Genomic DNA, 13,368 nt, shown 5'->3' with positions numbered 1-13,368 from the left:
GCACTAGTGCGCGGTCGTGCAGGCGCCGAGGAGTGGTCATGGAAGTCGTCATCGTCGGCGCGGGCATCGTGGGCGCCGCGTGCGCGTTTCACGCCGCCTCCGCCGGTCTCGGCGTCACGGTGCTCGACCGGGGTCCCGTCGGCGCGGGTACCACCAGCCGGGGGGAGGGCAACATCCTGCTCTCCGACAAGGAGCCCGGCCCGGAGCTGGAGTTGGCCCGGCTCAGCCGTGACCTCTGGGACGAGGCGAGCAAGGAACTCGGCCCAGAGGAAGTCGAGTTCGAGAACAAGGGGGGTCTGGTCGTCGCGAGCACGCCCGAAGGCCTCGCCGCCCTGCACGCGCTCGCCGCACGCCAGGCGGCGGCCGATGTCCGTACCGAACTCGTCGACCGTGTCGAGGAGTTCGAACCGCACATCGCGCCCGGCCTCCCCGGCGGCGTCCACTACCCGCAGGACGCCCAGGTGCAGCCCGTCCTCGCCGCGGCCGGACTGCTGCGGGCCGCCGTCCGGCGCGGCGCCCGCGTGCGTACCGGCGAGGCCGTCGCCGCGGTCACCACAACCAGTGGACGGATCAAGGGAGTTCGCACGGCCGACGGCTCGGTGCTGGCCGCCGACGCCGTGGTCAACGCGGCCGGTACGTGGGGCGGCGAGGTCGGCCGCCGCCTCGGCGCGCCCGTCGAGATCCTGCCGCGCCGGGGCTTCGTCCTGGTCACCGAACCGCTGCCGCCGATGGTCCGGCACAAGGTGTACTCCGCCGACTACGTCGCCAACGTGGCCTCCAGCGACGAGGGCCTGGAGACCTCGTGCGTCGTCGAGGGAACCCGCGCGGGCACCGTCCTGATCGGCGCCAGCCGCGAACGCGTCGGATTCGACACCGCGATGAACCCGGCGGTGGTGGCCCTGCTCGCCGCGCAGGCGTGCCGCCTCTTCCCGTTCCTGCGCGACGTCCATCTGATCCGCGCCTACCGGGGGTTCCGGCCGTACTGCCCCGACCATCTGCCGGTCGTCGGCCCGGACCCCCGGGTCCCCGGCGTCCTCCACGCGTGCGGCCACGAGGGCGCGGGCATCGGCCTCGCTCCCGGCACCGGCGCCCTGATCACCGCCCAGTTGCTCGGCCGCCCGTGGCGCGGCGCCGATCCGGCCGCCCACACCGGCCTTCTGCCCGACCGATTCCTGACGACCGGAGGTGTGCCGAAGTGACCGGAGCGGCCGCGGAGAACGCGGCGACCGACGTACCCGCGGGACTCACCGTCACCGTGGACGGCGAACCGCTGGCGTTCGCCCCCGGACAGACCCTGGCCGCCGCGCTCGTCGCCTCGGGCCGGGTCGCCTGGCGGACCACCCGGGGCGGGCGGCGGCCCCGGGGCGTCTTCTGCGGGATCGGCGTCTGTTACGACTGCCTCGTCACGGTCGACGGCAGGCGCGGGCAGCGAGCCTGCCTGGTGCAGGCCCGCGCGGGCATGGCCGTCACGACAGGGGAGGGCGACGATGGCTGAGCCTCAGGACCTCGGCGGCCTCCCCGTGATGCGGGAGCCACACGACCTCGTGGTGGTGGGCGCCGGGCCGGCCGGGATGGCGGCCGCCGTCACCGCCCTGGACGGCGGGCTGCGGGTCGTCCTCGTCGACTCGGGCTCCGCCCCGGGCGGCCAGTTCTGGCGCCACCCGCCGGACCACGCCCGCGACGCCGTTCCCACCGACGACCTGCACCACGACCTGCGCACCTACCGGACCCTCCGCGCCGCCCTCGCCGCCCATGAGCGCACCGGACGGCTCACCCTCCTCCTCGACCACCCCGTGTGGACCACGGCCCGCGCGGCGGACGGCTTCACCGTCCACGCCGTGGACCGCAGCAGGCCGCCCGAGGAGCGGGCCGTCGTGCTGCGCGCACCGGCCCTGCTGGTGGCGACCGGCGCGTACGACCGCCAACTCCCCTTCCCCGGCTGGGATCTGCCCGGCGTGCTCACCGCCGGCGGGCTCCAGTCGCTGCTCAAGGGCGGGGGAGTGGTCGCCGGCCGGCGCGTGGTCCTTGGCGGCACGGGCCCCTTCCTGCTGCCCGTCGCCGCCGCCCTCGCCGCACGCGGCGCCGAGGTCGTCGCCGTGTGCGAGGCGGCGGCCCCCTCGGCCTGGCTGCGGCACCCCGCGCCCCTGCTGCGTAACCCCGCCAAGTGGGCCGAAGCCGCTGTTTACGCGGGCACGCTCGCCCGGTACCGGATCCCGGTCCGCACCCGCACCGGCATCGTCGGCGCCGAAGGGGACGAGCGGGTCGCCGTCGTGCGTACCGCGGCCCTGGACGCCGACGGGGCTCCGCTCCCGGGTACCGAGCGGCGGATCGAGGCCGACACCGTGGGCGTCGGGTGGGGCTTCGTACCGCAGCTCGACCTGCTGCTCCCGCTCGGCTGCGATCTCGCCGACGCGGGCGACGGCACCATGGCCGCCGCCGTCGACGCCGGGCAGCGCACCACCGTGCCGGGCCTCTACGCGGCGGGCGAGACCTGCGGGGTCGGCGGGGCCGCGCTCGCGCTGAGCGAGGGGCGGGTGGCCGCCGTCTCGGTGCTGAGCGATCTCTCCGCGCCGGGCCGGGCGGGTCTCCGGCCCCTGGCGGCCGAGCGCCGAACGGTGGCCCGGCACCGCGCCTTCGCCCGCGCCATGGCCCGGGCGCACCCCCTGCCGGCGGCCTGGCCCGCCTGGCTGACCGACGACACCACGGTCTGCCGGTGCGAGGACGTCACCGCGGGGGCGGTCCGCGCCGCCCGCGCCGACGGCCCGGCAACCGACCACCGGCAGGTCAAACAGCTGACCAGGGCAGGAATGGGCTGGTGTCAGGGCCGGATGTGCGGGCCCGCTGTGCACTGCCTCGTCGCCGCCCGCACCGAGCCCTACACCCCCGCCGAGCGGCTGATCGCGACCCCCGTCACCCTCGGCGCGCTCGCCGACTCCGGCGACACCCCCGCCGGCGACACCCCTACCGAACCCACCTGAGGAGCTCCCATGAACCACGTGGACCACACGGCTCGCACGGCCCCCACCCGTATGCCCTGGCACGGTGTCATCGTCGCGACGAGCCTCCCGTTCGGCCGGGACCTCGCCGTCGACCACGGCGCGTACGGGGACAACGTTGCCTGGCTCGCCGAACAGGGCCTGCACGGTGTCGCCCCGAACGGATCGCTGGGCGAGTACCAGACCCTGACGTACGAGGAACGCGACCGCGTCGTCGAGACCGCCGTCGCCCACGCCCCCGAGGGCTTTACCGTGATGCCGGGCGTCGGGGCGTACGGCGCGATCGAGGCCAGGCGGCACGCGCTCTTCGCCAAGGACGCCGGCTGCCAGGCCGTCATGTGCCTGCCGCCCAACGCCTACCGCGCCGACGACCGCGCCGTCCTGGAGCACTACGCCATGGTGGCGTCCGCCGGGCTCCCCGTCACCGCCTACAACAACCCCATCGACACCAAGGTCGACCTGCGCCCCGAACTGCTGGCCAAGCTGTACGCCGAGGGGTTCATCGTGGGCGTGAAGGAGTTCTCCGGGGACGTACGGCGGTGCTACGCCATCAATGAACTCGCCCCCGGGCTCGACCTGATCATCGGCACCGACGACACCCTCCTCGAAGTCGGCGTCGCCGGGGCCAAGGGCTGGGTCGCCGGATACCCCCAGGTCTTCCCGCGTGCCTGCCTCGACCTCTACGACGCCGCGCTGGCCGGCGATCTCGCCACCGCGCTCCCGCTCTACCGGCGGCTCCATTCCGTCCTGCGCTGGGACAGCAGGACCGAGTTCGTCCAGGCGATCAAGCTCGGCCAGGACATGATCGGCCGGACCGGCGGCATCTGCCGGCCGCCCCGGCAGCCCCTGGACCCGGAGACCGAGGCCGTCGTACGGTCCGCGACCCAGGCGCTCATCGACGCGGGGGTGAACTGACGTGCGTTCCAAGGTGTGTTACCACGCGGTCGACTCGCACACCGAGGGCATGCCGACCCGGGTGATCACCGGCGGGGTGGGCGTTCTGCCGGGCGCGACCATGGCGGAGCGACGGCAGCGGTTCCTGGCCGAACGGGACGGGCTGCGCACCCTGTTGATGTGCGAGCCGCGCGGGCACGGGGCCATGTCCGGCGCGATCCTTCAGCCGCCGACCCGGCCGGACGCCGACTTCGGCGTGCTGTTCATCGAGGTCTCCGGCTGCCTGCCCATGTGCGGCCACGGCACCATCGGCGTGGCGACAGTCCTGGTGGAGACGGGCATGGTCGAGGCGGTCGAGCCGGAGACCCTCATCCGCCTCGACACCCCCGCCGGTCTCGTCACGGCACGGGTCGCCGTGCGCGAAGGCCGCGCGGAGTCCGTCACCCTGGAGAACGTCGCCTCCTACAGCCACGCGCTGGACCAGGTCGTCGAGGTGGCGGGGTTCGGACCGGTCCGTTACGACATGGCGTACGGCGGAAACTTCTACGCCGTCGTACGCACCGAGGATCTCGGCATCCCCTTCGACCGGGCGGAGAAGGGCCGGCTGCTCGACGCGGGCCTCGCCGTCATGCGGGCGGTCAACGAGCAGAACCCGGTGGTCCATCCGGAGAACCCGGCGATCGACGTCTGCCACCACGTCTATCTGGAGGCGCCCGGCTCCACCGCCGAGCACTCGCGGCACGCCATGGCGATCCACCCCGGCTGGTTCGACCGCTCGCCCTGCGGTACGGGAACCAGCGCCCGGATGGCCCAACTGCACGCGCGGGGACTGCTGAAGGCCGGGCAGGACTTCGTCAACGAGTCCTTCATCGGCTCCCGCTTCACCGGCCGGATCCTGTCGGAGACCACGGTCGGCGGCCGGCCCGCCGTCCTGCCCTCCGTCACCGGCCGCGCCTGGATCACCGGGACCGCGCAGTATCTGCTCGACCCGACCGACCCCTACCCGCAGGGATTCACCGTATGACCGCCGACCCGCGCACCGCACGGACGGGGGCGGCCGACCCGTACACCGGACCGACCGGAACGGCCTCCCCGTACACCGCGCCGACGGGGACGGACTCCCCGTACACCGGGCCGATCGACACGGCCGACTGGCACACCGGCGGCGAGCCCTTTCGTATCGTGCCCGAGGCCCCGCCGGCCGTGACCGGGCCCGGGCTCACCGTCGCCGAGCGGCGCACGGTTGCCATCGCCGACGCCGGGGCGCAGTGGACCCGGGCCCTGCTGTGCGGCGAACCGCGCGGCCACGCCGACATGTACGGGGCCTTCCTGGTCCCGCCGGACGACGCCGGGGCCCACCTCGGCGCCCTCTTCTGGCACAAGGACGGCTTCTCCACCGCCTGCGGCCACGGCACGATCGCCCTGGGCGCCTGGGCGGTCGCCACCGGCCTCGTCCCGGCGCCCGCCGACGGTACGACGGACGTCATCATCGACGTCCCGTCCGGCCGCGTGACGGCGAGCGTGCGCACGGCGGGCGGCCGGGTCGCGGACGTCACGTTCGTCAACGTCCCCGGCCACGTCCACGCGCGCGGCGTCGAGGTGCCGACCTCGTACGGGACCCTCACCGTCGACATCGCCTTCGGCGGCGCCATGTACGCAGTCCTCCCCGTGGCCGCTCTCGGTGCCGGTCTGCGGGTCCGGCCGGAGGACGTCACCGCGCTCATCGCGGCCGGCCGCGAGATCCGCGACGCGCTGAACGCCGCCGGCGCCGCCCAACACCCCGACGACCCCCGGCTGTCCGGCGTCTACGGGACCGTGTTCACCGAGGAGGCCGGCCCCCGCATCGAACGGCCCGACGGCACGTGGCGGCTGTACCACCGCAACGTCACGGTGTTCGCGGACGGCCAGGTCGACCGCTCCCCGTGCGGCTCGGGCACCGCGGCCCGGATGGCGCTGCTGGCCGACATGGGGGAGCTGCGCCCCGGCGACGAACTGCGGCACGAGTCGGTGGTGGGCTCCGTGTTCCACGCCCGGATCGAGCGGCCGGCCACGGTCCACGGCCGCCCCGCCGTCGTTCCGGCCGTGACGGGCACCGCGTACGCCACCGGAACCGGGCGCTTCACCGTCGATCCGGACGACACCCTCGTACCCGGGTTCGTGCTGCGATGACGGTGACGCTCGACGCGGCGGACGTGGCCGCGCTCGGTCCGGCCGCCGCCGTCGCCGCGGTCCGGGAGGCGCTGGCCGGAGGGCTCGACCCGGACGGCGGTGTCCCCCGGACGGTCGTGCCGCTGGCCCACGGTCAGGGGCTGCTCATGCCCTCGGAGTACGGCGGCTGGTACGGGGTGAAGGTCGCCACCGTCGCGCCCGGCAACCCCGCGCGCGGGCTGCGGCGGATCAACGCCACGTATCTGCTGCACGACAGCGCGACCCTGACGCTGGTGGCCCTCCTGGACGGGGTGGCGCTGACGGCCCTGCGCACCCCGGCGGTCTCGGTCGCGGCCTGCCTGGACCGGCTGCGCGCGCTCGCCGACCGGTACGGCGGGCTGCGCCTGGTGGTCTTCGGCGCGGGCCCCCAAGGCGAAGGGCACGTCGCCGCCGTACGGGCGCACGTCCCGGTGTCCGAGGTCACGGTCGTCACCCGACGTGGCGGGCCCGTGCCGGACTGGGCGGACCGTCACCTGGCCGTGGACGGAGGGGAAGTGGCGGCCGCGGTGCGGCACGCCCAGGTCGTCGTCACGGCGACTTCCGCGCGCGAACCGGTGGTCGACGGACGGCTGGTGTCCGACGAGGCGGTGGTGCTGGCGGTCGGCTCGCACGAACCGGACGTACGGGAGGTCGACGCCGCGCTGATGGGGCGCGCGACGGTCCTGGTGGAGAGCCGGGAGACCGCCCTCCGCGAGGCGGGCGACGTGGTGCTGGCGATCCGCGAAGGCACGCTCGCCCCGGACTCCCTGGTCACCCTGGCGGACCCGGCGGGCTCACCGGCCGTTCTCCCGGCCGACCGCCCACTGGTCGTGAAGACTTGCGGCATGGGCTGGCAGGACCTGGTGGTCGCCGTCGCGGTTTACCGGGGGAGGGGAGAGAACGGCGGGGAAGCGGGGCTGAGTTGAGCGGGGGCGGGTTGCTCGGAGTGCCAACGCCTGCCGCCCCGCCGCAGGTTCGACTCAGCGCGCCCCGAGCTTGCGGGACGGGGTCGTGCGTTCGGCTTCCCGTTTCCGGGCCGCCCACAGGGTCCGTACATGTGCGAGATGGCGGCGCATATGCTCCTCGGCCGCCTCCGCGTCGCCCTCGATCATGATGTCCAGGAGCGCGGTGTGCTCCCGCGCCGAACCCACCAACGCCCCTTCCTGGGACAGGTCGGTGAGCCCGTACAGCCGGGACCGCTTGCGCAGGTCGGCCACCGTCTCGACGAGGCGCGCGTTCCCCGCGAGGGCGAGCAGGTCGAGATGGAAGCGGCGGTCCGACTCCAGGTAGCCGATCAGGTCGCCCCGCTGTGCGGCGGCCACGATCTCCTCGGCCACCGGGCGCACCGCCTCCAGCTGCTCGCGGGAGGCGGTGCGGGTCACCCGGCCGATGGTGGGGATCTCGATGAGCGCGCGGATCTCGGTGTACTCGTCCAGGTCGCGCTCGGAGAGCTCGGTGACCCGGAATCCCTTGTTGCGCACCGCCTCGACCAGGCCCTCCCGGGCCAGATCCAGCATGGCCTCGCGCACGGGTGTGGCCGAGACGCCGTACTCGGCGGCCAGGGTGGGCGCCGAGTAGATCACGCCGGGCTGGAGTTCCCCCGCTATCAGCGCGGCACGCAGGGCGTTGGCCACCTGGTCGCGCAGATGCTCCTGCACCGAGATGAGTTTGCGGGACTTCAGCTCACTCATGCGTTCCCCTTCAGATTTGTCACCGCACTATACAATGTCACGTTGCGCGGTGCGCCCCTCGCCTCATCGGCCGCAGGCCGTCAGTCGTCCAGGAGGCGGGCCATCCACTCCTCGACGCCGTCGGCCGTACGGGGCAGCGCGCCGGAGAGGAGTCTCGCACCGTCGGCGGTGATCACGAGGTCGTCCTCGATGCGCACGCCCATGCCGCGCAGTTCGGGCGGCAGTGTCTCGTCGTCCGGCTGGAGGTAGAGCCCGGGTTCGACGGTGAGGACATGGCCCTCCTCCAGTACGCCGTCGAGATAGGTCTCCGCGCGGGCCCGGGCACAGTCGTGCACGTCGATGCCGAGCATGTGCCCGCTGCTGCACAGGGTGTAGCGGCGGTACAGGCCGCTGTCGTCGGCGAGCGCCTCCTCGGGCGGGACCGGCAGGACGCCCCAGGCGTGCAGCCCCTCGGCGATGACGCGCATGGCCTCCCGGTGGAAGTCCCGGAAGCGGGCGCCGGGCCGCAGGACGGCGATGGCGGCCTCCTGGGCGGCCAGCACCAGTTCGTAGACGTCGCGTTGGGCCGGTGAGAAGCGGCCCGACAGGGGCAGGGTGCGGGTGATGTCCGCGGTGTAGAGGGTGTCGGTCTCCACCCCCGCGTCGAGCAGGAGGAGCTGGGACGGCGAGAGCGGGCCGTCGTTGCGGATCCAGTGCAGCACGCAGGCGTGCGCGCCCGCCGCCGCGATGGTCTCGTACCCCGTGCCGTTGCCCTCGGTCCGCGCGCGCAGATGGAACACGCCCTCGATCCGCCGTTCGCCGCGAGGGTGACGCAGGGCGTCGGGCAGGGCGCGCACCACATCCTCGAAGCCCGACGTCGTGTGGTCGACGGCCAGTTGGAGCTGGCCCACCTCCCACGGGTCCTTGTGCAACCGGAGTTCGGCGAGCACGGCGTCCAACTCGGCGTCCCCCGAAGGGGTGTGGGACCGCTCGGGCAGCAGGTCGTCGACCCGGGGGTCCACGCCCGCGAGCAGCCGGGTCGGCGGCTGCGGGCCGGTCAGGAGTCCCGGCAGCTCCTCCAGGTGGGCGCAGCGCAGCCCGGTCAGCGCCGCCGTCTCGTCCAGGTCGGGCCGGCGGCCGACCCAGAACTCGCCGTAGCGGCGGTCGCGGTAGAACCCGCTGGTGTTCCGGGGAGAGCGGGGGCGGAGGTGGAGCACCGCTTCGTGGCCGTCGGGGCCGGACGGTTCGAGGACCAGGACGTGGTCGGGCTGCTCCTCGCCGGTCAGTCCGGTCAGCCAGGCGTACGCGCTGTGCGGGCGGAAGCGGTGATCGGTGTCGTTCGAGCGGACCTTGAGCGTTCCGGCGGGTATCACCAGCCGCTCGCCGGGGAAGCGCGCCGACAGCCGCTGCCACCGGCCGGGCAGCAGGGCATGGCCGGGGACCCGGGCGTCGGCGGGCAGCGGGGACGGCGCCCAGCCGGTGGCCATGAAGGCGTCCAGGGCTGCCGGTACCGGCAGATCGTGGCTGCCCGTGTGCAGGCGGGCAGGGGGCATGGAAGTCATGGGTCTCCTTCGGGGGTGGAGGGTGCGCCGGTGGCGGCGGTCGGGGGTGCCGGTTCGGAGGCCGAAAGGTCCAGGTCGCTGGACACGTTTCGGTAACGGGGCGCTCTACTCCTTGGCTGTGCAATTTCACATTACTATGTTACGGGTCACATCGCGTGGCTGGACGCATGTTCCGGCCCGCTCCGCCTCGCGTTCCGCAAGCAGTCGCCCTCCGGGCCGCTCGGCCGCCCGGAGCACCAAGTCCCTCCGGATCAGCGCCCGTTCCGCCGGCCCGTTCCGCTGTCGCCGTGCCCCGTTCCCGTACCGAGCCGTCTCCCGTACCGAGGAGTGCCCCATGTCCCGTCGCAGCCGTGCGCTGTCCGTATCCCTGAGCACCTCGCTGGCCCTGGCCCTGCTGAGTGCCTGCTCCTCGCAGGGAGGTGACGGCCGCGGCCCGGACGCGCGGCAGCAGCCCGGAGTGGCGACCGGCACCGTCATCGGCGGCACCCCGCAGCGGGGCGGCACCCTGACCGTGCTGTCCAACCAGGACTTCGCCCATCTGGACCCCGCCCGCAACTGGGTCATGCCGACCATGGACTTCGGCACCCGGCTGATCTACCGCACCCTCACCACCTTCCGGGCCGCGCCCGGGAAACGGGGCAGCGAGATCGTCCCCGACCTCGCGACCGACCTCGGCAAATCGTCCGACGGCGGCCGCACCTGGACCTTCACCCTGAAGCCCGGGCTCGTCTACGAGGACGGCACCCCGATCCGGTCCCGCGACATCAAGTACAACGTCGAGCGCTCCTTCGCCCCGGACCTCGCGGGCGGCCCCGACTACGCCCAGCGCTATCTGGCCGGCACCGAGGGGTACACCGGCCCGCTGGACGGCAAGCACCTCGACTCGATCCGGACCCCCGACGACCGGACCATCGTCTTCTCGCTGCGCAGGCCCGTCGCCGAGTTCTCCTCCACGGTCACGCTGCCCACCTTCTCTCCCGTGCCCGCGTCCCGGGAGAAGGGCGTCCAGTACGACCTGCGGCCCTTCTCCTCGGGGCCGTACCGCATCGAGAGCTACGCCCGCGGCAAGAAGCTGGTGCTTGTCCGCAACACCCACTGGGACGCAGCGACCGACCCCGTGCGCAAGGCGTACCCCGACCGCATCGTGGTGATCCAGGGCCTCAAGGGCGGTCAGATAGACGACCGGATCATCGAGAGCGCGGGCACCGATGCCTCCGCCGTCGAGTGGTCCGACCTCCAGCCCTCCAGCGTCGCCAAGGTCCTGCCGAAGCCCGAGATCCGGCAGCGGCTCTCCGCCGAGCGCACCGGCTGCACCGACATGCTCGCCCTGAACACCTCCCGGGCGCCCTTCGACGACCCGAAGCTCCGGCAGGCGATGCAGTACGCCGTCGACAAGCAGGCCCAGGTCACCGCCAACGGCGGGCCCGCCCTCAACGACATCGCCACCGCCTATCTGCCGCCCTCACTCACCGGCGGCCGCGCCGCCGACCCGGTCCACACCGGGCCGCCCACCGGGGACGTGAAGAAGGCCGAGAAGCTGCTCGCCGAAGCGGGCAGGGGCGACGGCTTCGACACGACGATCACCGTGTCCACCGGCGACAAGACCCGCGCCGAGGCGCTCCAGCAGAGCCTGGCCCGGGTCGGCATACGGCTGCGCATCGAGACCGTCGACCCCTCGGTCTACTACGACACCATCGGCGACACCGCCAACGCCCCCGACATGGCCATCAGCGGCTGGTGCCCCGACTACCCGTCCGCCGCCACCTTCCTGCCGTTCGTCTTCGACGGCCGCACCATCAAGGCCAAGGGCAACCAGGGCAACGTCTCCCAGTTCCGCGACAAGGGCGTGGAGCGGCGCATGGACGAGATCGCCGCGATGCCCGACGCGACCGCCGCCGCGCAGGCGTGGAACGCGCTCGACCGGGAGATCCAGCGCAAGTCCCCGGCCGTCCCGCTGCTCTGGGAGCGCAAGCCGCTGCTCGTCGGCGACAACATCGCCGGAGCCTTCGGACACCCCTCCTGGACCGGCCAGTTCGACTTCGCGGTGATCGGTCTGAAGGACCCGTCGCGGAGCAAGGGCTGAGAGGGCGGGGACGCGTTCCCATGAGCATCGCCAAACCCCCGGCCACCGGATCGGACAAACCCTCGGCCACCGCCGGACCCGGCTCACCCGCCCTGCCCGACGCCCCCTGGCGGACCACCTGGCGCCGCCTGTGGGGCGACCGGGGCAGCCGGACCGCCCTGATCGCCGCCGCCCTGCTGATCCTGATCGCCCTCACCGCGCCCCTGCTCAGCCGGCTGGGCGGCTGGTCGCCCACCGCCTTCGACGCCGACGCCATCGACCCCTACCTCGGCGGCCTGCCCCGCGGCGCCCTCGGCGGCATCGGCGCCGAACACTGGCTCGGCGTCGAACCCGTCACCGGCCGCGATCTGTTCGCCCGCGTCGTCCACGGCGCCCAGGTCTCCCTGCTGATCGCCTTCGCCGCCACCGCGATCGTCGTCGTCACCGGCACCGCGGCGGGCATCGCCGCCGGCTACTTCGGCGGCCGCGTCGACACCGTACTGAGCAGGCTGATGGACCTCACCATGTCCTTCCCCTCGCTCATCTTCATGATCGCGATGATGTCGGTGGCCCAGGACGTCAACCGGGTCGTGCTGATGACCGTCGTCATCGGCGTCTTCGGCTGGCCCGGCATCGCCCGCGTGGTGCGCGCCGAGGCCCTCTCCCTGCGCCACCGCGAATTCGTCGAGGCCGCCCGCGCCTGCGGCAGCGGACCCTGGCGCATCCTCACCCGGCAGGTGCTGCCCAACATCTCCGGGCCCGTCATCGCGTACACCACGCTGCTGATCCCCGGAATGATCAGCACCGAGGCCGCCCTCAGCTTCCTCGGCGTGGGCGTGCGCCCGCCCACCCCCTCCTGGGGCCAGATGATCGCCGAGGCCGTCGCGTACTACGAGACGGACCCCATGTACTTCATCGTCCCGAGCGTCTTCCTCTTCGTCGCCGTCCTCGCCTTCACGGTCCTCGGCGACGCCCTGCGCGACATCCTCGACCCCCAGGGAGGCCGGCCGTGATCGCCTACCTGGTCCGCAGATGCCTCGGCGTGGCGGGCGTCCTGCTCGCCATCTGCGCCGTCACCTTCACCATCTTCTACCTGCTGCCCGCCGACCCCGCCGCGGCGGCCTGCGGCAAGACGTGCAGCCCCGAACGGCTCGCGGAGGTACGCCACTTCATGGGGCTCGACCAGCCCGTGTGGCGTCAGTTCGGCGACTATCTCGTGGGCATCTTCGCCGGCCGCGAGCTGGGCAGCGGACCCCACGCCATCCAGTGCGGCTTCCCCTGCCTCGGCTACTCCTACGAGAACGCCCTGCCGGTGTGGGACCTGCTGATGGACCGGCTGCCCGTCTCCGTGTCGCTGGCCTTCGGCGCCGCCTGCCTGTGGCTGGTGCTCGGGCTGACCGCCGGAGTGACCGCGGCCCTGCGCAAGGGCGGCCTCCTCGACCGCACCCTGATGGTCGGCGCGGTCGCCACCGCCTCGCTGCCCGTCTACTTCACCGCGGTGATGCTCCTGTACGGCCTGGTCCGGCTGACCGGACTGCTGCCCTACCCCGCGTACGTCCCGCTCACCGACGACCCGATCGCCTGGGCGGCCAACCTGCTCCTGCCCTGGGTCGCACTTGCTCTGCTGTACGCCGCCATGTACGCACGGCAGAGCCGCAGTTCGATGATCGAGACGATGGAGCAGCCCTACATCCGGACCGCCCGAGCCAAGGGCCTGCCCGCCCGGACCGTCGTGGTCAAGCACGGGCTGCGCTCCGCGATGACGCCCGTCCTCACGCTCTTCGGCATGGACCTCGGCGCCCTGCTCGCCGGAGCGGTCATCACCGAGTCCATCTTCGGCATCCCCGGCGTGGGCCGGCTCTTCTACGACGCCCTGCAACGCTCCGACCAGCCCGTCGTGCTCGGCGTCACGCTGCTCGCCGCCTTCTTCATCGTGGCGGCCAACGTCGTCATCGACCTGCTGTACGCCGTCGTCGACCCGAGGGTGAGGAACTGAC

Annotated in this window: 12 protein-coding genes; 10 read left to right on the top strand and 2 right to left on the bottom strand. The window is 73.3% G+C overall.

The genetic code is table 11. The features are described from left to right. Positions 1-38 precede the first annotated feature (38 nt). From A3Q37_RS10535 to A3Q37_RS10505, 7 genes are read left to right on the top strand one after another with little or no spacing between them, the layout of a single operon-like run. Positions 39-1,199 (top strand): FAD-binding oxidoreductase, encoded by a 1,161-nt coding sequence (locus A3Q37_RS10535; protein ID WP_065481297.1) that lies wholly within the window; start codon positions 39-41, stop codon positions 1,197-1,199. Further along, positions 1,196-1,495 (top strand): (2Fe-2S)-binding protein, encoded by a 300-nt coding sequence (locus A3Q37_RS10530; protein WP_065481296.1) that lies wholly within the window; start codon positions 1,196-1,198, stop codon positions 1,493-1,495. Before A3Q37_RS10535 ends, A3Q37_RS10530 begins: the two co-directional genes overlap by 4 nt. Then, entirely contained in the window at positions 1,488-2,978 is a 1,491-nt protein-coding gene (locus A3Q37_RS10525) for an NAD(P)/FAD-dependent oxidoreductase (protein ID WP_065481294.1), read from the top strand. Before A3Q37_RS10530 ends, A3Q37_RS10525 begins: the two co-directional genes overlap by 8 nt. A 9-nt stretch (positions 2,979-2,987) precedes the next feature. Further along, positions 2,988-3,911 carry a dihydrodipicolinate synthase family protein gene (locus tag A3Q37_RS10520; RefSeq protein WP_065481292.1) on the top strand — a complete coding sequence of 308 codons (924 nt, stop codon included), beginning with the start codon at positions 2,988-2,990 and terminating at the stop codon, positions 3,909-3,911. Between the two features lies 1 nt (position 3,912). Then, positions 3,913-4,914 (top strand): proline racemase family protein, encoded by a 1,002-nt coding sequence (locus A3Q37_RS10515; RefSeq protein ID WP_065481290.1) that lies wholly within the window; start codon positions 3,913-3,915, stop codon positions 4,912-4,914. Then, positions 4,911-6,059: a proline racemase family protein gene (locus tag A3Q37_RS10510; RefSeq protein WP_255311778.1), complete on the top strand. Its 1,149-nt coding sequence runs from the start codon at positions 4,911-4,913 to the stop codon at positions 6,057-6,059. Before A3Q37_RS10515 ends, A3Q37_RS10510 begins: the two co-directional genes overlap by 4 nt. Continuing rightward, positions 6,056-7,003 (top strand): ornithine cyclodeaminase family protein, encoded by a 948-nt coding sequence (locus tag A3Q37_RS10505; RefSeq protein WP_065481288.1) that lies wholly within the window; start codon positions 6,056-6,058, stop codon positions 7,001-7,003. The genes A3Q37_RS10510 and A3Q37_RS10505 overlap by 4 nt, the downstream gene beginning before the upstream one ends. 54 nt (positions 7,004-7,057) lie before the next feature. On the opposite strand, the gene A3Q37_RS10500 is transcribed toward A3Q37_RS10505, so the two are convergent. Together A3Q37_RS10500 and A3Q37_RS10495 are read right to left on the bottom strand one after the other, a co-directional pair. Then, entirely contained in the window at positions 7,058-7,768 is a 711-nt protein-coding gene (locus tag A3Q37_RS10500; protein ID WP_065481286.1) for a GntR family transcriptional regulator, read from the bottom strand. Positions 7,769-7,848: 80 nt separating this feature from the next. Further along, entirely contained in the window at positions 7,849-9,309 is a 1,461-nt protein-coding gene (locus tag A3Q37_RS10495; protein ID WP_065481284.1) for an aminopeptidase P family protein, read from the bottom strand. 334 nt (positions 9,310-9,643) lie between these two features. Between A3Q37_RS10495 and A3Q37_RS10490 the strand changes: the two genes are divergently transcribed. The 3 genes from A3Q37_RS10490 to A3Q37_RS10480 are packed head-to-tail and all read left to right on the top strand — an operon-like array spanning position 9,644 to position 13,367. Beyond that, on the top strand, positions 9,644-11,392 hold the full coding sequence (locus A3Q37_RS10490) for an ABC transporter substrate-binding protein (RefSeq protein WP_065481282.1): 1,749 nt from the start codon (positions 9,644-9,646) through the stop codon (positions 11,390-11,392). A 20-nt stretch (positions 11,393-11,412) separates the two neighbouring features. Then, positions 11,413-12,384 (top strand): ABC transporter permease, encoded by a 972-nt coding sequence (locus A3Q37_RS10485; RefSeq protein ID WP_065481280.1) that lies wholly within the window; start codon positions 11,413-11,415, stop codon positions 12,382-12,384. Then, a complete protein-coding gene (locus A3Q37_RS10480) occupies positions 12,381-13,367 on the top strand; it encodes an ABC transporter permease (RefSeq protein ID WP_065481276.1) in 987 nt (328 codons plus the stop codon). Before A3Q37_RS10485 ends, A3Q37_RS10480 begins: the two co-directional genes overlap by 4 nt. The last annotated feature ends 1 nt before the right edge of the window (position 13,368 follow it).

Origin of the sequence: Streptomyces sp. PTY087I2, assembly GCF_001687325.1 — a bacterium.
Classification (GTDB): domain Bacteria; phylum Actinomycetota; class Actinomycetes; order Streptomycetales; family Streptomycetaceae; genus Streptomyces.
This window is presented reverse-complemented; position numbering and strand designations above follow the sequence as displayed.

Coding starts and splice junctions, on each gene's coding strand:
- A3Q37_RS10535 (WP_065481297.1), top strand. CDS start 39: ATGGAAGTCGTCATCGTCGGCGCGGGCATCGTGGGCGCCGCGTGCGCG.
- A3Q37_RS10525 (WP_065481294.1), top strand. CDS start 1,488: ATGGCTGAGCCTCAGGACCTCGGCGGCCTCCCCGTGATGCGGGAGCCA.
- A3Q37_RS10485 (WP_065481280.1), top strand. CDS start 11,413: ATGAGCATCGCCAAACCCCCGGCCACCGGATCGGACAAACCCTCGGCC.
- A3Q37_RS10510 (WP_255311778.1), top strand. CDS start 4,911: ATGACCGCCGACCCGCGCACCGCACGGACGGGGGCGGCCGACCCGTAC.
- A3Q37_RS10490 (WP_065481282.1), top strand. CDS start 9,644: ATGTCCCGTCGCAGCCGTGCGCTGTCCGTATCCCTGAGCACCTCGCTG.
- A3Q37_RS10520 (WP_065481292.1), top strand. CDS start 2,988: ATGAACCACGTGGACCACACGGCTCGCACGGCCCCCACCCGTATGCCC.
- A3Q37_RS10500 (WP_065481286.1), bottom strand. CDS start 7,768: ATGAGTGAGCTGAAGTCCCGCAAACTCATCTCGGTGCAGGAGCATCTG.
- A3Q37_RS10495 (WP_065481284.1), bottom strand. CDS start 9,309: ATGACTTCCATGCCCCCTGCCCGCCTGCACACGGGCAGCCACGATCTG.
- A3Q37_RS10505 (WP_065481288.1), top strand. CDS start 6,056: ATGACGGTGACGCTCGACGCGGCGGACGTGGCCGCGCTCGGTCCGGCC.